Annotated in this window: 24 protein-coding genes; 14 read left to right on the top strand and 10 right to left on the bottom strand. The window is 72.2% G+C overall.

Going from position 1 to position 24,254, the window contains the following annotated elements:
- From A6A06_RS35890 to A6A06_RS35850, 9 genes are all read left to right on the top strand, one after another.
- Positions 1-636, top strand: a complete 636-nt coding sequence (locus tag A6A06_RS35890) for a riboflavin synthase (protein ID WP_073767620.1) — start codon at positions 1-3, stop codon at positions 634-636.
- The gene (locus A6A06_RS35885; protein ID WP_073767618.1) at positions 633-1,286 is read left to right on the top strand and encodes a nicotinamide mononucleotide transporter family protein; all 654 of its coding nucleotides are present in this window, start codon (positions 633-635) and stop codon (positions 1,284-1,286) included. Before A6A06_RS35890 ends, A6A06_RS35885 begins: the two co-directional genes overlap by 4 nt.
- Positions 1,283-2,584, top strand: a complete 1,302-nt coding sequence (locus A6A06_RS35880; protein ID WP_073767617.1) for a bifunctional 3,4-dihydroxy-2-butanone-4-phosphate synthase/GTP cyclohydrolase II — start codon at positions 1,283-1,285, stop codon at positions 2,582-2,584. The genes A6A06_RS35885 and A6A06_RS35880 overlap by 4 nt, the downstream gene beginning before the upstream one ends.
- 65 nt (positions 2,585-2,649) lie before the next feature.
- The gene (ribH, locus tag A6A06_RS35875; RefSeq protein WP_003986918.1) at positions 2,650-3,135 is read left to right on the top strand and encodes a 6,7-dimethyl-8-ribityllumazine synthase; all 486 of its coding nucleotides are present in this window, start codon (positions 2,650-2,652) and stop codon (positions 3,133-3,135) included.
- Positions 3,136-3,170: 35 nt separating this feature from the next.
- Positions 3,171-3,443 (top strand): phosphoribosyl-ATP diphosphatase, encoded by a 273-nt coding sequence (locus A6A06_RS35870; protein WP_073767615.1) that lies wholly within the window; start codon positions 3,171-3,173, stop codon positions 3,441-3,443.
- A 73-nt stretch (positions 3,444-3,516) separates the two neighbouring features.
- Positions 3,517-4,365: an ATP phosphoribosyltransferase gene (hisG, locus tag A6A06_RS35865; RefSeq protein ID WP_073767614.1), complete on the top strand. Its 849-nt coding sequence runs from the start codon at positions 3,517-3,519 to the stop codon at positions 4,363-4,365.
- A gap of 85 nt (positions 4,366-4,450) precedes the next feature.
- Complete coding sequence (locus A6A06_RS35860) at positions 4,451-4,915, top strand: PH domain-containing protein (protein ID WP_073767612.1); 465 nt, start codon at positions 4,451-4,453, stop codon at positions 4,913-4,915.
- Between the two features lie 192 nt (positions 4,916-5,107).
- Positions 5,108-6,454, top strand: a complete 1,347-nt coding sequence (locus A6A06_RS35855) for a hemolysin family protein (protein ID WP_073767610.1) — start codon at positions 5,108-5,110, stop codon at positions 6,452-6,454.
- On the top strand, positions 6,451-7,608 hold the full coding sequence (locus A6A06_RS35850; protein ID WP_073767608.1) for a hemolysin family protein: 1,158 nt from the start codon (positions 6,451-6,453) through the stop codon (positions 7,606-7,608). Before A6A06_RS35855 ends, A6A06_RS35850 begins: the two co-directional genes overlap by 4 nt.
- A gap of 225 nt (positions 7,609-7,833) precedes the next feature.
- Here A6A06_RS35850 and A6A06_RS35845 read toward each other — a convergent pair whose 3' ends face one another.
- On the bottom strand, positions 7,834-9,738 hold the full coding sequence (locus A6A06_RS35845) for an AAA family ATPase (RefSeq protein WP_073767606.1): 1,905 nt from the start codon (positions 9,736-9,738) through the stop codon (positions 7,834-7,836).
- A gap of 459 nt (positions 9,739-10,197) precedes the next feature.
- Positions 10,198-10,824 (bottom strand): uridine kinase family protein, encoded by a 627-nt coding sequence (locus A6A06_RS35840; RefSeq protein ID WP_073767604.1) that lies wholly within the window; start codon positions 10,822-10,824, stop codon positions 10,198-10,200.
- A gap of 259 nt (positions 10,825-11,083) precedes the next feature.
- Between A6A06_RS35840 and A6A06_RS35835 the strand changes: the two genes are divergently transcribed.
- The gene (locus tag A6A06_RS35835) at positions 11,084-12,442 is read left to right on the top strand and encodes a peptidase C39 family protein (protein ID WP_073767602.1); all 1,359 of its coding nucleotides are present in this window, start codon (positions 11,084-11,086) and stop codon (positions 12,440-12,442) included.
- Positions 12,443-12,625: 183 nt separating this feature from the next.
- On the opposite strand, the gene A6A06_RS35830 is transcribed toward A6A06_RS35835, so the two are convergent.
- The 7 genes from A6A06_RS35830 to A6A06_RS35800 all read right to left on the bottom strand — a co-directional run bounded on the left by A6A06_RS35830 (position 12,626) and on the right by A6A06_RS35800 (position 18,458).
- The gene (locus tag A6A06_RS35830; protein ID WP_242441125.1) at positions 12,626-13,207 is read right to left on the bottom strand and encodes a hypothetical protein; all 582 of its coding nucleotides are present in this window, start codon (positions 13,205-13,207) and stop codon (positions 12,626-12,628) included.
- Positions 13,208-13,416: 209 nt separating this feature from the next.
- On the bottom strand, positions 13,417-13,926 hold the full coding sequence (locus A6A06_RS35825) for a lactococcin 972 family bacteriocin (protein ID WP_073767600.1): 510 nt from the start codon (positions 13,924-13,926) through the stop codon (positions 13,417-13,419).
- A 420-nt stretch (positions 13,927-14,346) separates the two neighbouring features.
- Positions 14,347-15,042 (bottom strand): HAD family hydrolase, encoded by a 696-nt coding sequence (locus tag A6A06_RS35820; RefSeq protein WP_073767598.1) that lies wholly within the window; start codon positions 15,040-15,042, stop codon positions 14,347-14,349.
- 31 nt (positions 15,043-15,073) lie between these two features.
- Positions 15,074-15,778, bottom strand: coding sequence for a phosphatase PAP2 family protein (locus A6A06_RS35815; protein WP_073768326.1), 705 nt, complete (start codon positions 15,776-15,778; stop codon positions 15,074-15,076).
- Between the two features lie 240 nt (positions 15,779-16,018).
- On the bottom strand, positions 16,019-16,957 hold the full coding sequence (locus tag A6A06_RS35810; protein ID WP_073767596.1) for a M56 family metallopeptidase: 939 nt from the start codon (positions 16,955-16,957) through the stop codon (positions 16,019-16,021).
- 158 nt (positions 16,958-17,115) lie between these two features.
- Positions 17,116-17,706 (bottom strand): DUF5134 domain-containing protein, encoded by a 591-nt coding sequence (locus A6A06_RS35805; protein WP_073767594.1) that lies wholly within the window; start codon positions 17,704-17,706, stop codon positions 17,116-17,118.
- Between the two features lie 359 nt (positions 17,707-18,065).
- Complete coding sequence (locus A6A06_RS35800; RefSeq protein WP_073767592.1) at positions 18,066-18,458, bottom strand: VOC family protein; 393 nt, start codon at positions 18,456-18,458, stop codon at positions 18,066-18,068.
- 198 nt (positions 18,459-18,656) lie between these two features.
- Here A6A06_RS35800 and A6A06_RS35795 point away from each other — a divergent pair, with 198 nt between their 5' ends.
- On the top strand, positions 18,657-19,205 hold the full coding sequence (locus A6A06_RS35795) for a GNAT family N-acetyltransferase (RefSeq protein WP_073767590.1): 549 nt from the start codon (positions 18,657-18,659) through the stop codon (positions 19,203-19,205).
- 22 nt (positions 19,206-19,227) lie between these two features.
- Here the strand turns inward: A6A06_RS35795 and A6A06_RS35790 are convergent, their stop codons facing one another.
- Positions 19,228-19,911: a glycerophosphodiester phosphodiesterase gene (locus A6A06_RS35790; protein ID WP_073767588.1), complete on the bottom strand. Its 684-nt coding sequence runs from the start codon at positions 19,909-19,911 to the stop codon at positions 19,228-19,230.
- 886 nt (positions 19,912-20,797) lie between these two features.
- Here A6A06_RS35790 and A6A06_RS35785 point away from each other — a divergent pair.
- The 3 genes from A6A06_RS35785 to A6A06_RS35775 are packed head-to-tail and all read left to right on the top strand — an operon-like array spanning position 20,798 to position 24,071.
- A complete protein-coding gene (locus A6A06_RS35785; RefSeq protein ID WP_073767586.1) occupies positions 20,798-22,195 on the top strand; it encodes a DUF6421 family protein in 1,398 nt (465 codons plus the stop codon).
- A gap of 47 nt (positions 22,196-22,242) precedes the next feature.
- Entirely contained in the window at positions 22,243-23,004 is a 762-nt protein-coding gene (locus tag A6A06_RS35780) for an SDR family NAD(P)-dependent oxidoreductase (protein WP_079194596.1), read from the top strand.
- On the top strand, positions 22,983-24,071 hold the full coding sequence (locus tag A6A06_RS35775) for a threonine aldolase family protein (protein WP_073767582.1): 1,089 nt from the start codon (positions 22,983-22,985) through the stop codon (positions 24,069-24,071). The genes A6A06_RS35780 and A6A06_RS35775 overlap by 22 nt, the downstream gene beginning before the upstream one ends.
- Positions 24,072-24,254 lie beyond the last annotated feature (183 nt).

The following is a 24,254-nucleotide window of genomic DNA, read 5'->3' as shown; positions in this document are numbered from 1 at the left end:
GTGTTCACCGGAATCGTCGAAGAACTGGGTGAGGTCGCCGCCGTCGAGAACCTGGGGGACAGCTCCCGGTTCACCCTGCGCGGCCCGCTCGTCACCGAGGACGCACGACACGGCGACTCGATCGCCGTCAACGGCGTCTGCCTGACCGTCGTGGAGACCGGCGGGGGCACCTTCACCGCCGACGTGATGGCGGAGACGCTCGGCCGCTCCGGCCTGGGCGCGCTGGCCCCCGGCTCGCCCGTCAACCTCGAACGCCCGATGGCCCTCGGTGGACGCCTCGGCGGCCACCTCGTCCAGGGGCACGTGGACGGCACCGGCACGATCGTGTCGCGTACCCCCGGCGAGCACTGGGAGATCGTCCGGGTCGCGCTGCCCGCCGGACTCGCCCGCTACGTCGTGGAGAAAGGCTCCATCACCGTCGACGGCGTCAGCCTCACCGTCGTCGACGCGGCCGACGACTACTTCACCGTCAGCCTCATCCCCACCACCCTCGCCCTGACCACCCTCGGCACCAAGCAGCCCGGCGACCCGGTCAACCTGGAGGTCGACGTGCTGGCGAAGTACGTGGAACGGCTGCTGGGACAGGGCCGGGGCACCGCGGCGGCCGCCGCGGCCGTGGAAGAGAGCCTGCGGTGAACGTCCTCGGCTGGCTGAACGGCCCGGCGTTCACCGCCTTCGGCCAGCAGGTCATCTGGTCCGACATGATCGGCAACAGCGTCGGCCTGGCCGCCCTCGCCTTCGGCTGGCGGCGCTCCATCTGGACCTGGCCCGCGCAGTTCCTCTCCGGCCTGATCCTCGTCTCCGCGTACGCCTACGCCCACCTCAGCGGCGGCGTCGGCAAGCAGCTGCTCGTCATCGCCGTGGCGCTGTGGGGCTGGCGGCAGTGGCAGCGCGGCCGGCAGCAGGCCCAGGACGGCTCCATCGCCGTGCGCTTCGCCACCTGGCGGGAGCGCGGCCTCCTGATCGCCGGCACGGCGGTCGGCACCGCCGCCGTCGGCTCCCTGTTCGCGCTGCTGCCGCAGCTGTCCTGGAACCCCTGGCCCGACGCGTACATCTTCGTCGGCACCCTGGCGGCGATGGTCGCCCAGGCCCGCGGCCTGGTCGAGTTCTGGTTCGCCTGGCTGCTCGTCGACATCGTGGGCGTCCCCCTCGCCTTCAGCAGCGGCCTGGCCTTCTCCGGCCTCGTCTACGTCGTCTACCTCGGCCTCGTGCTGTGGGGTATGCGCGACTGGTGGCTGCGCTCCCGCACCAACCCGCAGCCCGTCCTGGAAGGAGCGGCGGCATGACCGCACTGCAGAGCTGGTACGACCCCGAGGGCACCGGCGGGCACGCCGCCGTCCTGGCCCTGGACCCCGTCGAGCAGGCCATCGGCGACATCGCCGCCGGCCGTCCGGTCGTGGTCGTGGACGACGAGAACCGCGAGAACGAGGGCGACCTCGTCGTCGCCGCCGAACGGGTCACCCCGGAGATCCTCGCCTTCATGATGAGCGAGTGCCGCGGCCTGATCTGCGCCCCCATGGAAGGCGCCGACCTGGACCGCCTCGCGCTGCCGCAGATGGTCGAGCACAACACCGAGTCGATGCGCACCGCGTTCACCGTCTCCGTCGACGCCACCGCGGCGCACGGCGTCAGCACCGGCATCTCCGCCGCCGACCGCGCCACCACCCTGCGCCTGCTCGCCTCCGGCGAGGCCGAACCCGCAGACTTCGTACGCCCCGGCCACATCTTCCCGCTGCGGGCCCGCGAGGGCGGCGTACTCGTCCGCAACGGCCACACCGAGGCCGGCGTGGACCTCGCCCGGCTGGCCGGACTGCGGCCCGCCGCCGCCATCGTCGAGATCGCCGGCGAGGACGGCACGATGCTGCGGCTGCCCGAGCTGATCCCCTTCGCCCGCAAGCACGGCCTGTCCGTCATCTCCATCGAGGACCTGATCGCCTACCGCCGGAGCGCCGAACCCACCGTCCGGCGCGAGGCCCGGACCCGGCTGCCCACCCGCTACGGCGAGTACACCGCGTACGGCTACCGCTCCACCGTCGACGGCGTCGAGCACATCGCGCTGGTCGCCGGTGAGATCGGCGACGGAGAGGACGTCCTCGTACGCGTCCACTCCGAGTGCCTGACCGGCGACATCTTCCACTCGCTGCGCTGCGATTGCGGCCCCCAGCTGGAGGAGTCGCTGCGCCGGATCTCGGAGGCCGGGCGCGGCGTGGTCATCTACCTGCGCGGCCACGAAGGGCGCGGCATCGGACTGCTGTCCAAGCTGCGGGCGTACGAGCTCCAGGAGCGCGGCCGCGACACCCTCGACGCCAACCTGGAGCTGGGCCTGCCCGCCGACGCCCGGGACTACGGCGCCGGCGCCCAGGTGCTGGCCGACCTCGGCGTCCGGTCGCTGCGGCTGATGACCAACAACCCGGAGAAGACCGAAGCGCTGGTCCGGCACGGCCTCAAGGTCACCGGCCGCGAGCCGATGCCCGTACAGGCCGGCGAACACAACCTGCGGTACCTGCGCACCAAGCGGGACCGGATGGGGCACGACCTGCCCTGGCTCGACGCGGACCGCGCGTCGGCCTGCGGCAACCAGTAGCACCGCGGCCGGACCCCGGCCGACCCACCACGTACATATCCGAGCACCGCACCACGAGGAGAACAGTGAGCGGCAAAGGCGCACCCGAACTGTCCGTGAAGAACTGTGGCGACCTGCGGGTGGCCGTCATCGCCGCCCAGTGGCACGAGAAGGTGATGGACGGCCTCGTGGACGGCGCCCTGCGCGCCCTGTCCGAGCTGGGCATCGACGAGCCGACGCTGCTGCGCGTGCCCGGCAGCTTCGAGCTGCCGGTGGTCGCCAAGGTCCTGGCGGGCCGCGGCTACGACGCGATCGTGGCGCTCGGCGTCGTCATCCGCGGCGGCACGCCGCACTTCGACTACGTGTGCCAGGGCGTCACCCAGGGCCTGACGCAGGTCAGCGTCGACACCGGCGTACCGATCGGATTCGGCGTGCTGACCTGCGACACCGAGGAACAGGCCCTGGACCGGGCCGGAATCTTCGGCTCCACCGAGGACAAGGGCCACGAGGCGGTGACCGCGGCCGTCGCCACCGCCGCGACGCTGCGCACCGTCGCCGAGCCCTGGCGCTGAGCGGGCACCGGCGACCGCGTAGGGTGGTTCACATCATGTCCAAGAAGACGTTCGAGGAGCTCTTCACCGAGCTCCAGCAGAAGGCCGCCTCCGGCGACCCCGCCACCTCCCGCACCGCCGAGCTGGTCCACTCCGGCGTCCATGCGATCGGCAAGAAGGTCGTCGAGGAGGCCGCCGAGGTCTGGATGGCCGCGGAGTACGAGTCCGACGAGGCCGCCGCCGAGGAGATCTCCCAGCTCCTCTACCACCTTCAGGTGATGATGGTCGCCAAGGGCATCTCCCTCGACGACGTCTACGCCCATCTCTGAGCCGTCGCCCGGCCCCCGCACGACCGCACCGCACCGCTTTTCCGTCACCCCTCGCACGAAAGAAGTCGCCCTCATGCTGCGCATCGCCGTCCCGAACAAGGGTTCACTGTCCGAGCCTGCGTCGGCGATGCTCCATGAGGCCGGCTACCGCCAGCGCAAGGACCGCAGGGAACTGGTCCTGGTCGACGCGGAGAACGAGGTCGAGTTCTTCTTCCTGCGCCCGCGCGACATCGCGGTGTACGTCGGCTCCGGCAAGCTGGACATCGGCATCACCGGCCGGGACCTGCTGCTCGACTCCGGCGCGCGGGCCGAGGAGATCATGCAGCTCGGCTTCGCCGGCTCGACCTTCCGCTACGCCACCCGGCCGGGCACCGCCCGGGAGGTCACCGACTTCGGCGGCATGACGGTCGCCACGTCCTTCTCCGGACTGGTCACCCAGCACCTCGCCGACCACGGCGTCAACGCCTCCGTCGTCCACCTGGACGGCGCCGTGGAGACCGCCATCCAGCTCGGCGTCGCCGAGATCATCGCCGATGTCGTGGAGACCGGCACCACCCTGCGCAACGCCGGGCTGGAGATCATCGGCGAGCCGATCCTGAAGTCCGAGGCGGTCGTCATCCGCGGCAAGGGCGCCCCCGAGGACGACCCGAAGGTCCGCCAGTTCCTCCGCCGCATGCAGGGCGTCCTGGTGGCCCGGCGCTACGTGATGATGGACTACGACATCCGCGTGGAGCACGTCGAGAAGGCCGTCGCCCTCACCCCGGGCCTGGAGTCGCCCACCGTCTCCCCGCTGCACCACGAGGGCTGGGTCGCGGTCCGCTCGATGGTCCCCTCCAAGGACGCCCAGCGCATCATGGACGAGCTGTACGAACTGGGCGCCCGCGCCATCCTGACCACCGGCATCCACGCCTGCCGCCTCTGACCCGGCGGCCCGGCCGCCGCCGACGGGCGGCGGCCACACCCGCCGCCGGCCCGTGCCGGCGGCCCGTACGAAAGAGCCCAGCGACGTGTCCGCGCCCGCATCCGCGCCCCTGCCCGCCCTCCCGGTGACCTTCCGGCCGGGCCGCACCCGAGCCGTCCTGTACGGCGTGGGCATCGCCCAGCTCGCCGTCCTGACGGTGATCGCCTTCCTGCTGCCGAAGCTGGGCGGCGGCGAGCGGATCAGCTTCGTGTTCACCGGACTGATCGTGCTCGCCGTGCTCCTGCTGCTCGCCCGCCCCAAGGTGGTCGCCCGGGAGGACGGCATCACGGTCGTCAACCTGACCACCAAGCGCGAACTGGACTGGGCCCAGGTGCTGCGGGTCAACCTGCGCCAGGGCGACGCCTGGGTGCACCTCGACCTGGCCGACGGCACCAGCCTGCCCGCGATGGGCATCCAGCCCGGCATCGCGCGCAACCAGGCCATCCGGGACGCCCGCACCCTGCGGGCGCTCGCCGAGAACCACGGCTCCGGAGACCAGCCGGCCCGGTGACCCTGCCCGCACCCCGGCCCTGCTGATTACCCTGGTGCCCAGGGCGCGCCCCGCGCCCCGCCCCGCCAGCGGGCCCCTGCCACCTGAGGAGTGACTCCCTCCAGCAATGGACGGATCGTCCGGTAGTACCTGCGCCGCCCCTCCACCGGAACCCCCGCGCCAGCGGGAATTCCCCTGCACGGAGGCGGCGGCATGACCGCCACACTGCTGCTGCTCGCGGCGGCACTCGTCCTGATCCTGGCCAACGGCTTCTTCGTCGCCGCCGAATTCGGCCTGGTCACCGTGGAGAAGGCCGAGGCCGAACGGGCCGCGTCCGAAGGGGACCGGCGCGCCCGCACCGTCGTCGACGCGCTGCGCGAACTCTCCTTCCAGCTCTCCGGCACCCAGCTCGGCATCACCATCACCTCCCTGGTGGTCGGCATGCTCGCCGAGCCCGCCCTCGCCCGCCTGCTGTCCGCGCCGCTGACCGCCACCGGGCTGCCGGCCGGCGCCGTACCCGGCATCGCCGTCGTCATCGGGATGCTGCTGGCCTCCGCCGTGCAGATGGTCCTCGGCGAGCTGGTGCCCAAGAACTGGGCGGTCTCCAAGCCGCTCCAGGTCGCCCGCTTCGTCGCGGGCCCGCAGGGCGCCTTCTCGCGGTTTTTCCGCCCGGTGATCTCCCTGCTGAACACCGTCGCCAACCGGCTCGTACGGGCCCTGGGCGTGGAGCCGACCGACGAGCTGGCCTCCGCCCGCACCCCCGGCGAACTGGTCTCGCTCGCCCACCACTCGGCCCGCGCCGGAGTGATCGAGCAGGACACCGCCGACCTGTTCGTGCGCACCCTCTCCCTCGGCGGGCTGACCGCCGAGAACGTGATGACCCCGCGGGTACGGGTCAGCGCCCTGCAGGCGTCCGCGACCGCCGAGGACGTCCTCAACCTCACCCGTGCCACCGGCCTGTCCCGCTTCCCCGTCTACCACACCCGACTCGACGAGGTGGTGGGCATGGTGCACCTCAAGGACGCCCTCGCGGTGCCCGTCAACGACCGGCTGCGCACCCCCGCCGGGCGGATCGCCGTACCGCCGCTCCTGGTCCCGGCGACGCTGCCGGTGCAGCCGCTGCTGGAGCGGCTGCGCAGCGAGCAGCCGATAGCCGTCGTGGTCGACGAGTACGGCGGCACGGCCGGCGTCGTCACCCTGGAGGACATCGTCGAGGAACTCGTCGGCGAGGTCCGCGACGAGCACGACCGGATCGACCTGCCCGAGCTGGCCCAGGCACCGCCCGAGGACGGCCGGCCCGCCTGGGACGCCGACGGCGGCTGCCGGGTGGACACCCTGCGGCGGATCGGACTGGACACCCCCGACGGCCCGTACGAGACCGTCGCGGGCCTGGTGGCCCAGATACTCGGACGGGTGCCCGCCCCCGGCGACACCGCCGAACTGGACGGCTGGCGGCTGCGGGTGCGGCTGGTGTCCCACCACCGCGCCGAGCGGGTCCGGATCATACGGACCGCGGGCGCCGCCGCGCCCGCCCCGATGCCGGCGGAGGTGGCCCGGTGAGTTTTCTGCAACTCCTCTTCGCCGTCTTCCTGGTCCTGGTCAACGGCTTCTTCGTGGGCGCCGAGTTCGCGCTCGTCTCGGTGCGCCGCAGCCAGATCGAACCGCTGGCCACCGCGGGCTCCAAACGGGCCCGCAGGGTGCTGCACGGCCTGGAGAACCTGCCGCAGATGATGGCGGCGGCCCAGTTCGGCATCACCGTCTGCTCCCTGACGCTCGGCGCGGTCGCCGAACCGACCGTCGCCCGCCTCCTGGAGCCCCTCTTCCACGCGGCACACCTGCCCGAACCGCTGATCCACCCCCTCGGCTACGTCATAGCCCTGGCCGTGGTGGTCTTCCTCCACCTCGTCATCGGCGAGATGGTCCCGAAGAACCTGGCGATGGCCGCGCCGGAGAAGACCGCGCTGTGGTTCAGCCCCGGCCTGGTCGCCTTCGCCCGGCTGTGCCGCCCGGTCACCGCGCTGCTCGGCGCGTGCGCGCGCGGCGTCCTGCGGCTGTTCCGCGTCGAACCGAAGGACGAGGTCGAGGCGGTCTTCACGAGCGAGCAGCTCACCCACCTCGTCGAGGACTCCAAGCAGGCGGGCCTGCTGGCCCCGGCCGAGCAGGAACGCCTGTCCGACGCGCTGGAGCTGGGCAGCCGCCCGGTCACCGACGTCCTCCTGGACCCGGCCGGGCTGGTCACGGTCGACCCGGCCGTCACCCCGCGCCAGGTCGAGGAGCTGACCGTCAAGACCGGCTACTCCCGCTTCCCGGTGTCCGCGCCCGGCGGCGCCTACATGGGCTACCTGCACGTCAAGGACGTCCTGGACCTGGAAGACGACGCACGCGCGGTGCCGCAGCACATCTGGCACCCGATGACGACGCTGCGCGCCGAACTCCCCCTGGACGACGCCCTGACCGCCATGCGCCGGTCCGCCTCCCACCTGGCCGCCGTCGCGGACGCGACCGGGCGGGTGCTGGGGCTGGTCGCGCTGGAGGACGTGCTGGAGAAGCTGGTGGGGGAGGTGCGCGACCCGGCGCACCGGCAGGACCTGCCGTCCGTACCGCAGCTCGGCGGCCCGCCGGGCTCCCGCGTCCCCGAGGTGCCCGGCGACCGGCTCGCCGGCCCGCGCACCGCGTCGGGACCGGCCCGGGAGGACCGGGCGCTGGCGGGGTGATCCGCCGGTGCCGGACGGTGTGGGCCCGCGGTGATCCGCGGGCTCGTACCGTCTGCGGGGGCGCCCGGCTCAACGGCGTAGCTTGCGCAGTTGGACGCCTACTACTGCTGGACGGCGACCGCTGGACGGCGACTGTCGGCCGCTGGCCGCTGGCCGCTTCCCGCTGTTCGCGGAGGCCGGCCGGGGCGCGGCCGGGGCGCCCGTTCGGCCGGGCGCCCCGGCCGGTCAGAGCGGCGGCGGTGCCTCCGGGCCCGGCCCGGTGGCCGGTCCGCGGCCGGAGAGGACCTCGCCGTACGCCTGCATCAGGTCCGGCAGCCGCAGGGTCGCCAGGTCGTCCCGGGACGGAGCGCCGGACCAGGTGGAAAGCCGCAGGTCACGGTAGGCGCAGCTCTTCTCGTACAGGGTGCGCAGGAAGCGGCCGTTGCCGAGTTCGTCGATCCAGCCCTGGTCGACGACGTGGCCGCTGATGCTGCACAGCTCCTCCAGCGACTCCTCGTCCCAGTGGTCGCCGTTCTCGGCGGCCAGCACCTCGCCGATGGCGGTCAGCTCCAGCGGCCGGTAGCTCGGGAAGTCGACGCGTGAGGTGAAGCGCGAGGACAGGCCGGGGTTGGCGGCCAGCAGGCGGTCCATCCCCTCCGGGTAGCCGGCGAGGATCACGACCAGCCGGTCACGGTTGTCCTCGGCCCGTTTGAGCAGGACCTGCAGGGCCTCGTCGCCGTATGCGTCGCCCTTGCTGTACGCGGAGTTCGACAGGCTGTACGCCTCGTCCACGAACAGCACCCCGCCCAGCGCCGAGTCGATCAGCTCGTTCGCCTTCACGGCGGTCTGCCCCAGGAACTCGCCGACCAGGTCGGCCCGTTGCGCCTCGACGAGGTGGTCACCGCCGAGGAGTCCGAGCGCGTAGAACACCCGGCCGAGTATCCGGGCCACGGTGGTCTTGCCGGTGCCGGAGGGCCCGGAGAAGACGAAGTGTCGTTTCGGCGGCTGCACAGGAAGGCCCTGGCCGGCCCGCAACCGTGCCATGCGCAACTGCGCCGACAGCGCTCTGACCTGACGCTTCACCGGCTCCAGCCCGACCATCCGCTCCAGCTCGGCGAGCGCCTTCTCCAGCAGCACCGGATCGGACGGACCGGCGGGCAGCTGACCGGACCCGCGCGGGCCGCCGGACGCGGCCTTCTCCCGTACGGCCGGGCCGGCGTCCCCCGGCGAACCGCCCGCCAGGTCACCGTCCGGGCCCTCCGGCTCGGTCGTGGCCAGCAGCTCCCGCCCGTCCACCGGATCGAGCGGGGAGAGCGGGTCGAGATCCCCGCCCGCCTCCTGGCCGAAACCGGCGGAGACGGCCGCGAGGTCGGTGCCCTCCTCCAGGCCGTCCCCCTCGGCTATGGCCGCGAGCCGCGCCGCGGTGTCCATGAACGCCGGGTCGACCCGGTGCACCGAGCGGTACAGCGGCAGCGCGGCCGCGCTGCGGCCGGTGCCCTCGTGGGCGCGGGCGAGCCAGTACCGCAGCTCCTTGCGCTGCGGCTGCTCGCTGCGGCAGCGCATCAGGGCGGCCGACAGCAGCGGCTCGGCCTGCCCGTACATCTCCTGGCGCACCCGGGCCATGCCGCCGAACAGCCCGGCCTCGATGCCGAGCAGCGGGTCGTCGAGCAGGGGTTCGGTGTGCCGTACGAGCTGGTCCCAGTCCTTGACGAGATAGGAGCGGCAGGCGTGCAGGAAGCGCACCTGCGGGTCGGTGTCCACCGGCGGGCAGCCCGCCAACGCCTGGTCCAGCTCGGCCACATGGCGGCCGTCGAGCCAGTGCGAGGCGTGCGCCAGCAGCAGGTCGCGGCCGGTCTCCAGTACCGGCTGCACCCACCAGCCGAGCCAGTACCAGGAATTGAGTGTGCGTCGGTGCCGGGCCCGCTGCTCCCCGAAACGGTCGCGGTGCCGGTGCATGTGCAGCAGCGCGGCCGAGGTGTCCGCACGCAGCGCGTGCAGGCCGAGCCAGCCGTCGGCCATCGTCGGATCCATCCGCACCGCGGCCCGGAACTCCTCCTCGGCCTGCGGGTAAGCGCCTACTGTGTAGGCGTCCACCGCGCGAAGCCAGGCGAGTTCGGCCGGGGCGTGTGTGCCCTGCGTGCCGAAATCCATCACGTCCCCCACAAAACGTCCCCCGTGGTGTGCCGCCGGGCGAGTGCCAGGCCGCAGCGTGTTCGATCGAACCGCCTTACCCGGGGCGGCAGTTGCCGGTCCCCCCGGGCCCTTCGTTTGCGTCCTTCGGTGGCACAGACTCGCATCGTACCTGCGGTATCGGTGCAGGCCGAAGAGGGCGGTACGGGGGAAGACGAGGCTCCGCGGCGCGAAGGGGGCGGTGACATAGGGTGAGGAGGCGGACGGTGCGCGGCGCGCGAAGAGCGCCCGGCACAGAACGAAGCCCCCGATCACGGGGGAACAACCGGGGGCTTCGCGTCTGCGGGCGGTCCGTCAGAACCGCACATTGAGAACGTAAGTCCTGTACGCCCCCCAGGTCAAGCCGAGTTGAGGCAGTCGGCGGTACGCGTAGGGCGACGATCTGCGTACCGCCCGTGGTTCGTCACGTTCGGTGACGGTTCAAGGGGTACCGGGCACCTCACCGGGCCCCGGGAGCACCTCGTAGCCCTCGGCGCACGCCCGTACCAGCAGACCGGCGTGCGGACGCGAGGGGTCCGCCGCGAAATGGGCCCGCTCCGCCGGGATCCAGTCATCCCAGAACGCGGCGAGCTCCGGTCCGTCCCGCCGCCGCCCCCGTTCCCAGGAGTGACCTGCCGTCAGTTCCATCCACAACAGGCACGCCAGGTACGGGCGCACGGCGCGGCGCCCCGCACCGACGCCCTCCACGATGACGGCGTGCGCCGGTGCCAGCTCCCGGCGCGCGGCGAACTCCCTGCGCTCCCAGTCGTACACCCGGTACCGGGCGCTCTCCCCGCGGGACAGCGGTTCCAGGACCTCGGCGCGGAACCGCTCCGTCCAGTCGAACAGTTCATCGTGCGTCGCGATGTCGTCCAGGCGGACGACCGGCGCGCCGCCGAGCGCCGCGCCCAGGCGCCGCGCGAAGGTGCTCTTGCCGGATCCGGCGTGGCCGTCCACCGCGATCAGCCGGACAGGGCCGCAGGACGGGGGCAGCGCGCGCAGCCGGCCGGCGAGCGCGCCCAGGTGCTCCGGGCCGGGCGGGAACGGCCGGAACGGCTCTTGACTCACGCTGCTGCCTGTCTGGTGTGACCGGTGGGACGCCGCAAGATTACCGGTACGGGACGTGCGGCCCAGCGGGTCCGCGGGGCCTGCGGGCTGCCGGTTCCCGGGAACGCCCGCGCCCGCGTACGGGCCCCGGCCGCCGCACCCCGGTGATCCCTGCCGCGACGCGCGACGAATGGCTGGCCGAAGGGCGCAAGCAAGGGCAATAGTTGAGCACCACCGTTCTCCTGGCTCAAACCATCGCATCCGACTGGGGGACTCCACCATGAGCAGACCCACGCCCCGGCGTACCGTCCTGGCCGCCGCCCTCGCCGTCGCGGCGGGCACGGCCACCCCCCTGGCGCACGCCGCCTCCCCTTCCGCACCGTCCGCCGCACCGAAGGCGAAGCGTCTCGTGGACTACCGAGCCTGGCACACCGCAGCCGACTGGAACCAGGGCGTCGCGAACGGCACCCGCACCGTCGACGGGCGCCGCCCCGGCGTGGTGATCGACCGCCCGGCCGGCTCCGCCGACTACCGCGACCCACACACCGGTGCGACCGCCACCTGGGAGTACGCCGTCTGGACCTCCCCGGCCCGCACCCTCAAGGTCCCGTCCACGGAAGCCGTCGTCTCCTGGAACGCCGAGACGCCGGCCGGCACCTGGATCGCCGTCGAGCTGCGCGGCACGTACGGCGACGGGGTGAAGACCCCGTGGTACGTGATGGGCCGCTGGGCCGCCGGGGACGGCGACATCCGCCGTACCTCCGTCGACGGCCAGAAGGACGGCAGGAGCAGCATCTCCACCGACACCTTCGCCATCGACGCCCCGGCGAGCGGCCTGCGGCTGACCTCGTACGAGCTGCGCGTCACGCTCTACCGGAAGCCCGGCACCACCCTGACGCCCACGGTGTGGCGCCTCGGCCTGATGGGCTCCGACATCCCCGACCGCTTCGACGTGCCGGCCGCCAAGCCGGGCGTCGCGACCGGCCGCGAACTGGTCGTGCCGCGGTACTCGCAGGAGACCCACAAGGGCCAGTACCCGGAGTACGACAACGGGGGCGAGGCGTGGTGCAGCCCCACCTCCTCCCAGATGATCATCGAGTACTGGGGCCGCAAACCCACCGCCGCCGACCTGGCCTGGGTCAACCCCGCCTACGCCGACCCCCAGGTCTGCCACGCCGCCCGCTACACCTTCGACTACCAGTACGAGGGCTGCGGCAACTGGCCCTTCAACACCGCCTACGCGGCCACGTACCGGGACATGGAGGGCGTCGTCACCCGGCTGCGCACCCTCTCCGACGCCGAGACCCTGATCGCGGCGGGCATCCCGGTGATCACCTCGCAGTCCTTCCTGGCCCCCGAACTGACCGGCGCGGGCTACGGCACGGCCGGCCACCTGATGACCGTCATCGGCTTCACCCGCACCGGCGACGTCGTCGCCAACGACCCCAACTCGCCGACCAACGCCGCGGTCCGCCGCGTCTACCAGCGCCGCCAGTTCGAGAAGATCTGGCTCCGCACCAAACGCAAGAACGCCGAAGGCAAAGTCGTCAGCGGCACCGGCGGCATCTGCTACGTCTACTTCCCCACCGAGGTCACCGCCGCACAACGCCACGCCCTGTCCACAGTAGGCATCTGCTGAACCGCCGCTCCCCCCTCACTCCCTCCTCGCTCCCCCCGCCCGGTTCCCGAGCACCGCCCCAAATTCCGCCCGCCGTCTACCGGCCGACCGGAACCTGTGGCGCAATGGAACCGGCGGGGCCGCCGGGGCGAGGGGTTCACGGACGCAGGGTCGCGCGATGGCGGGGGGCCGGACTCCAGAAGGTCACACAGACGTGATGCCGCCTCTGGCGCGGTGCTCGTCAGCCTCCGAGGGGCGAGTGCGCCGAGCGTGCCACCAGCTCCAGATGGTGTGACCCACCAGGGCCAACGCAACAGCGCAGGCGGCGAACCGAATCACATTCCACATCATTCCGACCAGCGGGCCCTGCCCGTCCGCTTCTGCGGTCAGCCGCATGGAGGTCTCGAAAAAGGCTACGAGCGGAATGATCAGCCGGAAGGGGAGACCGCCGACACCCGGCACTCGCGCCAGGTTGCCCAGGAGCCCCACGGGTGCCCCGAGGGCGAAAGCTGCAATTCCCCACGTGAGAATCCTGGAGAACAGCTTCTCGCCGGAGGTGCCGGATTCCAGCCCGGCCGGGACGGCGGGGCTCATGTCCTTGAACAGGTAGTACGCGACCACCCCGATAGCCAACCCCAAAGACGGCAGCAGCGTTGACTCGATTTTGGACCGGCGGAAATAGCCCACCAAGAACGCATAGCAAGCCCACGACCACCCGCCGGAAAAAACAAGACTCAGGGCGGCGCAAAAGGGATTGTCCCACTTTCCGGCGACGGGGCCCGCCAAGCCGAGTAGCAAACCCGCCCCTAGAGACACTGCAAGCGGCACGACGCGAGTGCGTGGTAAATGTATGATTTCCCTTGCCTGTTCCGTGATTGAGCCAGAGCCGGAGGCGGCGCCACTCCAGGACCGCACGAGCGACCGAACGGCCCCCGAGCGGTGCGCCAACCTGCCCTGTCTGCCGAGGGGGCACCGCTTGATGCGGGGATCAGAGCCTAATCGATGCTGTAGTAGGTGTAGCAGGTGTAGGCCAAACCCGCTGAGAGGTGGGCATTGGAGGCGCTGCCGGGCTTCACCGAACCGCTGGAGCGTGAGCCGCTGCCGAGCTTCACCGAGGATCTGTGCCACTTCGTCTCATGCAAATAGTTCGAGTAGCAGTACTTGCCGGGGTTGAAATCGGTGTACCAGCCATAACACCACTTTCCACCGCTGGCGTTGACGCAGGCCTCCTGGTCCGGCCTGCCGGAGTGAGCTGAAGCCGTCATCTGGATCTTCACCACGCCCCATTCGGAGGGATTGCCCAGCTCGGCGGGCGGTTCCGTGCCGTCGCCACGCTTATGGGTGGTGACGTGACCGGCCTCGGAATCATCCGCAGTGATGACAGTGCCGTCCGCGGCAACGGTTGTAGCCTGAGGGCTGTCTGCGGCGGCCGGCGTAGCAGGGCTGCATACAGTGAGAGCCGCGCTCGCAAAGCCGAGAGCTAACGTTCTGCCGGATATCCTCACGACATTCCCCCTCCTCAACCCCTCCTGTGGGGGTTCCGCGGAGATTTTCAACGAGGAAATGGTAGGAGTCAACAGTCTCGACAAGGGGCTGCCCGAAAAGCATCTCGCCCGACTTGCGGGCCGAATGGGAAGTTCGCGTTCCGTCGTGCATCTTGATGCGTGCTGTCCTATTTCGCCGCCCGACTACAGCGATCTCGATGCCGCCATCTTCTGCCAATAGGTGCTGAACCGATCGGCTCGATCTTTTCTTTGCGGTCGCGCCTGCAGAGCCCAGGTATGCAAGAAGGCAAGCGGCCAGTACAAGACGTACCCGTGGCAGATGTTCGTGCATCCGGGGACGCCGGCCGGGCGCACGCCCAGTTCAAGCTGGCCGTTCACACGGAGGTGTTGCGGCCGTAGGGCCGGTGGTCGTGTGGGTGGTCAGCCGGCCAGTGCGAGGGCGGGGCGGAGGCCGTCCGGGCGGTCGGTCACCGGGAGGTGGTCGACGGGCAGGTAGCCGCAGCCGAGTGCCGTCGCGCCGCCGTCCGCCGTCCGGTCGTCGCCGACCATCAGGACGTCCGTGGGCGCCAGCCCCAGCTCCTCGCACGCGATCTCGAACAGCCGCGGGTCCGGCTTCTGGATGCCGTGCTCGTACGACAGGACGTAGCTGTCGACGAAGCGGTCGAGACCGTGCGCGCGGAGCACCGGGCGCAGGTCCCAGCCGATGTTGCTGACCACGCCGGTACGGATGCCGCGCCGCCGCAGTTCGCCCAGGACAGCGGCGGCGTCCGGGTACGGCGCCCACGCGGCGGGCGTCATGTGGCGCTCGTACAGCGCGTCGTACAACGCGTCGTCGGGCAGGGCCACCTGCCGGGCCAGCCCGGTGTACAGCTCGCGGTGATGACCGGCGCTGCGGTCCCGGTCCTCCCAGAGAGCGGCCAGACCGGGCGGCAGGCGCACCGGCGAGGAACCGCCGGGCAGCGCGCCGGCGCGGCTCAGCTCCGCCGCGAGGCGGACGGTGTCCTCCTCCGCGACGTCCGTCCCGGTCTCGGCCAGCACCGCCCGCAGCCAGCTCTCCGGCGATTCGATGCGCAGCAGCGTCCCGGAGAAGTCGAAGAGCACACCCTTGATCGTCATAGGGCCATCCTGTCGTGCCGACGGCCCGCCGTCACCGGTGCGTCCCGTACCGGCGGGCGTACGCGGTCGACGCGGCCGCCACCAGGGCAGCGCCCAGCAGCCAGCCGCCGAGCACGTCCGTCGCCCAGTGGACCCCCAGGTAGACGCGGGTGAATCCGACACCCGCCACGGACCCGGCGACCAGCGCCGCGGCGGCCCACCGCCACCGCCGACGTGCTCCGTACAGCCGTAGCAGCCACAGCGCCAGGCCGCCCACGACCGCCGCTGTCATCGCGTGGCCGGAAGGAAAAGCCGCGTAGTGCGCGGAGTCGACGGGGTCCGGCCACACCGGGCGATGACGGCCGACCAGGGCTTTCAGCACCTGCTGGAGTGCCGTGCCCACCGCTGCCGTGACCACCACCCAGCAGCCGAGCAGCCACTGACCGCGCCGCAGGAGCGCGATGAACGCGACGGCCAGGAGGGCGCGCAAGGTCCACGGGTCCCAGATCCAGTCGGAGAAGACCTTGTTGGCCTGTGTCAGGCCGGGCGCCGTGACGGCCGTGTGGTGCAGGGCCGTGGCGATGTCCCGGTCGAGCGCGAGCAGCGGGCTCCAGCGGGCGGACACGAGGGCGAGGAGTACGGCGAAGAGGAGGGAGAGGAGGAGGCAGGGGAGGAAGGAGGGGAGGGGGTGGCGGAAGAGGTGGGGGCGGGGTGGTGAGAGGGATGGGGCGGGGGGCTTGGGGGGCTTGGGGGGCATGGGGGGCATGGGGGAATCTTTGCGGAGGGGGGTGGGGGAGGGCCAGGAAGTCCCCGTACGAGGGGGCGTTCGCACGTCCGCGCGCTCCCGCCGGAGCCGCGTACGCCGGTGGCTCCGCGGGTCAGCGCCGCGCCGTGACGGCATCGCGTCGCGTCGGCACCGCGCCGCGTCAGCACCGCGGTTCAGCGCCTCGGACGTCGCCCTAGTACGCCCCATCACGCCCCAGCACGCCCCGGCACGTCAGCCCGTCAGCGCGCTCAACCCCGGCATGAACGTCACCAGCAGCGGGACGGCCGGGACCAGTGCCGCGACCGCCGTCATCCGCAGCCGGCGGCCGGGAGTGAAGCGCGGCGCGGGGGCCAGCAGCCGGTGCACCCGGTGCGGGACCTGGGCGCACTGGGCGGGGCACGGTCCGAACACCCCGCGGTCCTCGTTGAGTTCGACCAGGGCCAGGGCGATCGTCAGCCGTCCGAAACGGCGCGAGGCCACGTCGTCGGCGGCCAGTTCGACCAGCCGGTGCACCTGGTCGCGGAACGCGGCGAAGACCGGCACCTGCGGGAAGCCGGTCGCGAGCGCCGACGCGCAGTGCAGCAGGACGTCGTGGCGGGCCCGCGCGTGCCCCTGCTCGTGGGCGATCAGCGCGTCGAGCTGACGGCCCTTCAGGCGGCGCAACGCCGAAGTGGTGATGACCAGTTGGGCGGCGGACCCGTGCAGCCACCACGCCTCGGGGCGATCGCCCTCCAGGACCACGAGCCGGTCGGCCGTCGGCTGCTCGCCGGGCAGCAGCGGGGAGCGCAGCAGCAGATCGGCGCGCCGCTGCCGGCGCCGGGCGTGGGCGCCGCGCACCTCGCGGGTGAGCATGACGGCCGTCCACGCGCCGCCGCACGCCAGGACCGCGGCCAGCACTCCGGACCAGGGGCCGTACGCCTTGAGCGCGTACGCCTCGACGACGACGCGCGGCGCGTGGCCGAAGAGGTGGCTGCGCACGGCTTCCCACGCGGCGGCGCCGCAGAGCGACATCGCGAGGACGCAGCACAGCAGGACGGCGGCGACCACGCACTGCCACACCCACAGGGCGAGCACCGGTTCGCGGTCGGGCCAGTCGGCGCGGGCCATCAGGCGCGGCGCCATCGCCGCAGCCAGCGCGCCGAGCATCATCAGCGCGAGAGGGACCATCATGGGCGTCAGCCTATGAGCGCGCGGCTACCGCGAGGTACGATCTCGCGCCGGAAGTGACGTATACCACCGGCATCCGAGGCGGGCGGCGCTCAGGAGAGGCCGTCCTCCTTCGGCATCCGCCCTCCTTGGGCATCCGCTCACAGGGCTTCGGCATCCGCTCACAGGGCCAGCAGCATCGCGAACATGCCGATGCCCATCGCCACCCGGCACGCCCCCACCACCTCCGGCCACGCGGCCCGCACCGGGACCGCCGTGCCGACGTCCGCCGCATCCGGGGTGGCTGCCGGTGCCAGCCGCACACCGGCGACGACGACGTACACGGCGTAGTACGCCAGCAGCAGCGCCGTGAACGCGGGCAGGCCACCCGGCCCCATCGCCCCTGCCCGCTCCATGGATTCCGTGTGCGCCGCGTGCCCGCCGCCCTCCGGCCCGCCGCCGGGGACGGACACCATGGCGAGGGCCATGTAGACCATCGCCGCCGCGCCCACCGCGTGGTGCGGATGCCTCAGCAGCAGCGCCCACAGGCCCGCGGCACCGAAGACGGCCGCGAACGCCCATGGCGTCCAGGACGGCTGCGCCACGGCGGAGGCGGGCACCGCCATCGCCGCCATGCCCAGCCCCATGAGCGCCTCACCGCGCGCTTCCCGCCGCTGCGCGGCCGTACCGCGCCGCACGCTCGACAGGCAGTACGCCCCTGCTCCGGCGCACAGCAGCACCAGCAGCCATCCGACCCAAGGCGGTCCGTGCACGGCGTCCTCCCCGCGAGCCCGTACGGCGGTCGCACGCGGGCGGCGTGGCCGGCGCGGTGTCGCGCGGCCCGGTGTCGTGCAGCCCCGTACAGCGGCATCGTGCCCCGCGGACGGCCCACGGACGCCCGCGGGAAACCCTGAATCGGGAGCGCACGGGCGCAGACGGGGAGCATGCGCGGCGGGACGGCGGGACGGCGGGACGGCGGGACAGAAGGGCGCCGGGACGGCAGGACGGCAGACCGGCAGTACGGGGCGTCAGGGCGCGGGGCCGGGGAGGCGGGCCCTGGGGAGGCGGACTCCCAGGACACGGACTCCGGGGACACGGGCCCCCGGGAGGCGGAGGCCGTACGCCGGGGCGGTCAGATGCCGGGCCGGTACCGCAGCGGGTGGTCGGCCGGGACCTCGGTCAGGACGATCCGGTGGCCGTCCGGGTCCGCGATCCACATCTCGACCAGGCCCCACGGCTCCCGCACCGGCGGGCGCAGGATCTCCACTCCCCGGGCCGCCAGCTCCTCGTGCGCGGCGGCCGCGTCGTCCACCTGAAGCCACAGTTGGAGCGTGGCCGTAGGCGGCTCGGGGGAGCGGCCGGAGACCTCCAGGAAGCCGCCGCCGAGGAAGTAGACCGTTCCGCGTTCCGGGCCCGTACCGAATTCGCGGTAGATCGCCAGGCCCAGCGCGCGGCCGTAGAACTCCCGCGACCGCTCCGGGTCGGACGGCCGCACCAGCACCCTGCTGCTCAGTACATGCACCATGCTGCGGACCCTACGCCTCCGGGCGCCGCGGATCACGGGGGCGTTTTCGGAAGCCGTCCGCCGAGGTGGCGGAACACCGGACGGCCCGGGTGGCCGTCCGGTCGCTCTTGTTAGCCTCCGGTACGGCCGTACCGTGCGCGGCGCTCCGGCGCGGCGCCCGTACCGCCGCGCCGTACGCCACCGAGAGGACCTCCGCCCATGACGACCGTCGAGCTGACCTACAGATCCGCCACCGAGGCCGACGTCCCGGCGGTCGTCGAGCTGATCGAGTCCGCCTACCGTGGCGACGCTAGCCGGGCCGGCTGGACCACCGAGGCGGACCTGCTGGAGGGGCAGCGCACCGACCCCGCGGGTGTCGCGGCCGTGGTGCGCGACGCGAAGAGCCGGCTGCTGCTCGCCGAGAACGCCGGGCAGATCGTCGCCTGCTGCCAGCTCGAACACCGCGGCGACCACGTGTACTTCGGAATGTTCGCGGTCCGGCCGGCCCTCCAGGGCGGCGGCTTCGGCAAGGTCATCATGGCCGAGGCGGAGCGCACCGCCCGCGCCGAGTGGGACGCGGCCGAGATGCGGATGACCGTCATCCGGCAGCGCGACGACCTGATCGCCTGGTACGAGCGGCGCGGCTACCGGCGTACCGGCCGGATGTTCCCGTTCCCGTACGGCGACGAGCGGTTCGGCATCCCGCAGCGCCCCGACCTGGAATTCGAGCTGCTGGTCAAGAGGCTCGACCAGGGCGGAGACGCTTGACGAGTGCCGCGCGGCCGCGGCCTCAGGCCGTGAAGCGCACCGCCCGCCGGATCTCGGGGAAGTCGGTCACGACGCCGTCCAGCCCCAGCCCGCGGCTGAGCCGGAGCTGGTCGTGGGTGTTGACGGTCCAGCCGAAGACGCGCAGCTGTGCGGTGTGGGCGCGGTCCACCAGCTCCAGGGTGAGCCGGCGGATGTCGAGGGAGAGCGCCGAGGCGCCCACGGCCAGCGCGCGGTCCACCACGTCGGTGCCGTAGTGCTCGGCGACCAGCGCGGTCCGTACGCCGGGCAGCAGCCGGGAGACCGTGACCAGCGCCTCGTCGTGGAAGGAGATCACCTCGACCCGGGACGTCAGGTCGCGGGCGCGCAGCAGGTCCGCGAGCGCGCGGGCGGCGGCCGCGTCCTTGATCTCCGCCTGGAGCGGCGCCCGCACCGCGTCCACGACTTCCTCGAACACCGGGACGCGCTCGCCGTCACCGGCGTCGAGGTCGCGCAGTTCGGCCAGGGTGCGGTCGGCGACCGGACCGGTCCCGTCGGTCGTGCGGTCCACGTCCGCGTCGTGCATGACCACGAGCGCGCCGTCCTTGCTCAGGTGCAGGTCCAGCTCGATGACGTCGAGACCTTCGCGTTCGGCGCGGACGAACGAGCGCAGGGTGTTCTCCGGCTCGACGCCCATCATCCCGCGGTGTCCGATGGTGAGAAAGGACAAGGCTGCCTCGTTTCTGTCGGGGGTGCCGGCAGAGCGGTACCGGCCGTGGGGCACGGCTGCCGGGCCTGTGCCGGGCGCGGGCCCACCGGCTGCTCTCTCGAAACGGCGCACAGCCTAACGGGCGGCCCGACCGGCGGAACCGATGTCGGACAGCCCTGTGACGTGGCCGGAACGGGGGCTTGCCAAGCCCTCGGCCGTACCCGCTGAAAACGCGGGAACCGGGGCGTTTCCCGGGTCCTGGGCGGCCCGCTCCGCGGCGACGGGCGCGCGCCGGGGGCCTCGGCCGTCCCCCTCCGCGCTGTCGGCCCGGAAAACGGCTCACTCGTGCGTGGGCGAGTCCTTCACGCGCTGACGCGGCGGGCCGCTGGGCCCGGTTCGTGATGGCGGCGGAGGACCGCGCGGCGGCCTGAGTGACAGGAACCGGTCAAGCGAGGGCGGGCGGTGCGGGGCGGCGGCGGAAGCGCGGCGGGGAGTCCGGGCGGCCCGGAGGCGCAGTTGGCGGGCCCGGCCGCCGGGTGTGCGTGGTGGTCTGCACGAGGCGGCGCCGTACGGGAGCGGCCCGGCGGGCGGACGGGATCGGCCGGATCCACCCGCCCCCAGGGGCCGGATGCCGCTCCTGCGGCCCCTCGGCCGCCGCTCCGCGCCGTATGAGGTGATCGTTCCGGGGGCCGCCGTCACGCATGCGTGCTGTTCCGGGATGCGGGCTGGAGGATGAGTGGCAGCCGTGAGCCCGCGTGACAGAAACTTCCGCTTCCTCTTAGGTAGGCAGGAAAAAAATTCGTGACCATGGGGGTTTGACGAAAGATTTTTCCCTGTGGCTCTTGAGGTGACGAAGCACCCCTGGATACGGTGGCCGGACAACAGGATCTCCTGCCGGAGGGTAGTCATGACGGAAATTCTTTCGCCTGTGGGTGCCCCGGGGGGCATCGAGACAGCAGAGCGTGTAGTAGCGCACCCGGCGTGGCCGGAGCTGAAGGACGCCATCGAGACCATTCGTCCGTGGCAGTCCAAGGACGGCTCGATCGACCTCGCCGCCGAGGGCGCACCCGCTGCCGACGCCGTCCGGCGCGAGGTCGAGCGCGCCATATCGGCCATCGGGGAGCTGGCGCCGCTGCTCCCGTACGACGCCGCCTACCATCAGGCGCTCGTGGCGGACCTGCGCCGCTGGGCCGACGGCGGCTTCGCCGTACCCGACTTCCTCGACTCGCTGCTCGCCTTCCAGCCGGCGCGGCAGCGCGCCGACGGCCTCCAGCACCTGGTCGTCTTCCCCATGTACACGCAGAACGGCAACCCGGACCGCAACTTCGAGGCGGTCGTGCTGCGCATGGTCTGGCCCGACTGGCTGGCGGAGCTGGAGCGCACCCGCTACGACAACCCGCTGTTCTGCGGCATCACCTTCGAGGACTTCACCGCCGGGTACGACACCAACTCCGCCGTCCTCTTCCCGGAGACCATCGCCGTGCGCGAGGCCCCCGAGCGCTTCACCTGGGGCGGTATCTTCTGCGACCGCGAGGCCGCCCGCTTCCGCCGGGTCAGCGAGGCCGCCGTCGAGACGCTGGGCGTCGAACTGCCCGACGACATCCGCGGGATGCTCGCCGACCAGGACCGCTGCCAGCAGGCGTTCGTGCTCTGGGACATGGTCCACGACCGTACCCACAGCCACGGCGACCTGCCGTTCGACCCCTTCATGATCAAGCAGCGCCAGCCGTTCTGGATGTACGGCCTGGAGGAGCTGCGCTGCGACCTGACCGCCTTCAAGGAGGCCGTCAAGCTGGAGGCCGAAGGCTTCCGCCAGGCCCGCGACGTCCAGTACGCGGTCATCTTCGACCGGATGTTCCGCTTCCCGGTCACCGGTGACCGGGTGCGCAACTACGACGGCCTCGGCGGTCAGCTGCTCTTCGCCTACCTGCACAAGCACGACGTCGTACGCTGGACGGACAACACCCTCCACATCGACTGGGAGCGGGCCCCGCAGGTCACCAACCAGCTGTGCGGCGAGATCGAGAAGCTCTACCGGGACGGCATCGACCGGCCCAAGCTGGTCCACTGGTTCGCCGCCTACGACCTCGTCTCGACCTACCTCGCCCCGCACCCCGGCTCCGTCTGGGCCAAGGGACCCGACGCGCTCGACCTCGACAAGCCGCCGCGCAAGCTCGTCGACGACGTCCTGCCGGACGAGTTTCCGCTCAGCATGTTCTACGAGGCCCTCGCCAAGAAACTGCGCGGCGTGATTGCCTCCACCAAGGGCATCACGGCCGGAAGCGACGTACTGGCGGCGGTGTGAGCGCCGACGGTACACAAGGCAGGCCGGAGCACGAGGAGACGAGGAACATGAGTACTGCGACGAACGGCCAGGGAGCACTGGAAGGCGCGGTCATCGCGGTGGCCGGGGCGGCGGGTCCCGCCGGGCGGGCGACACTGCTGCGGCTCGCCGAGGCGGGGGCGACCGTGGTCGCCTCCGACGCGGACGCCGCGCGGCTGGCGGAGGCCGTGGACGCCGCGCGGTACGCGCACGGCGGCGCCACCGTCACCGGCGACACCGTGGACCTGCTGGACCTGGACGCGACCCGCGCCTGGGCGGACCGCACGGAGAAGGAGTTCGGCCGCGTCGACGGCCTGGTGCACCTGGTCGGCGGCTGGCGCGGCTCCGCGTCGTTCGCGGAGACCGACCTCGCGGACTGGGACCTGCTGGAGAAGCTGCTCATCCGTACGGTCCAGCACACCTCGCTCGCCTTCCAGGCTCCGCTGGAGCGGTCCGGCAACGGCCGGTTCCTGCTGGTCAGCGCCGCGGGCGCGAGCAAGCCCACCGCCGGGAACGCCGCGTACGCCGCCTCCAAGGCGGCCGCCGAGGCGTGGACGCTGGCCCTCGGCGACGCCTTCCGCAAGGCGGGGGGAGAGGACGGCCCGAAGGCGGCGGCTGCCATCCTGGTCGTCAAGGCGCTCGTCAACGACCAGATGCGCGCCGAGCGCCCGAATGCCAAGTTCGCGGGCTTCACGGACGTCAAGGACCTGGCCCAGGCCGTCAGCGGCGTCTGGGAGCGGCCCGCCCAGGAAGTGAATGGACAGCGTCTGTGGCTGACCCCCGAAGCGTGACCGAACAGCAGACCGACGCCCGGCGGCGCCACGACCTGTCGGTGCGCGGCTTCGCCAGCGACAACTACGCGGGCGCCCACCCGGAGGTCCTCGCGGCCCTCGCCCTCGCCAACGGCGGCCACCAGGTCGCCTACGGCGAAGACGAGTACACCGAGCACCTCCAGCGGACCGTCCGCAGCCACTTCGGGCAGACCGCAGAGGCGTTCCCGGTCTTCAACGGCACCGGCGCCAACGTCGTCGCCCTCCAGGCGCTGACCGACCGCTGGGGCGCGGTGATCTGCGCGGACAGCGCGCACATCCACGTGGACGAGTGCGGCGCGCCCGAGCGCGTCGGCGGTCTGAAGCTGCTGACCGTGCCGACCGAGGACGGCAAGCTCACCCCCGAGCTGATCGCCCGCGAGGCGTACGGCTGGGACGACGAGCACCGTGCGATGCCGCAGGTCGTCTCGATCACCCAGAACACCGAGCTGGGCACGGTCTACACGCCCGACGAGGTGCGGGCCATCTGCGAGCACGCCCACGAGCGCGACATGCTGGTGCACCTGGACGGGGCGCGGATCGCCAACGCGGCGGCGTCGCTGGACGTACCGATGCGGGCGTTCACGAACGCGGTCGGCGTGGACCTGCTCTCCCTCGGCGGCACGAAGAACGGGGCGCTGTTCGGCGAGGCCGTGGTGGTCATCAACCCGGACGCGGTGCGGGCGCTGAAGCACATACGCAAGATGTCCATGCAGCTGGCCTCCAAGATGCGCTTCATATCCGTGCAGCTGGAGGCACTGCTCGCACGCGACCTGTGGCTGCGCAACGCCCGCCACGCCAACAGCATGGCCCAGCGGCTCGCCGCCGGCGTCCGCGAAGTCGACGGCGTGGAGATCCTCTACCCCGTCCAGGCCAACGCCGTCTTCGCGCGGCTGCCGCACGACGTCACCGAGCGGCTCCAGAAGCGCTACCGCTTCTACTTCTGGGACGAGGCGGCGGGCGACGTCCGCTGGATGTGCTCCTTCGACACGACGGAGGAGGACGTGGACGGCCTGCTGGCCGCGCTGCGCGAGGAGATGGGCCGCTAGGCCGCATCTTTCGGATCAGCTGAACCACTATGCGCCCGACCGGAGAATCATTGGCTTCCGGTCGGGCGCTGCGGAGTAAGCCCGGTGTCGACGCGTCGCGGTTCCGCCCCGACCGCGAGCAGCCGGCGTGGCCGGTCCGGCCGGAGTCCAATGAAGTGGACTACCAGGTACTGTTTGCTGAAC

Origin of the sequence: Streptomyces sp. CB02923 (assembly GCF_001905005.1) — a bacterium.
Lineage (GTDB): Bacteria > Actinomycetota > Actinomycetes > Streptomycetales > Streptomycetaceae > Streptomyces.
This window is presented reverse-complemented; position numbering and strand designations above follow the sequence as displayed.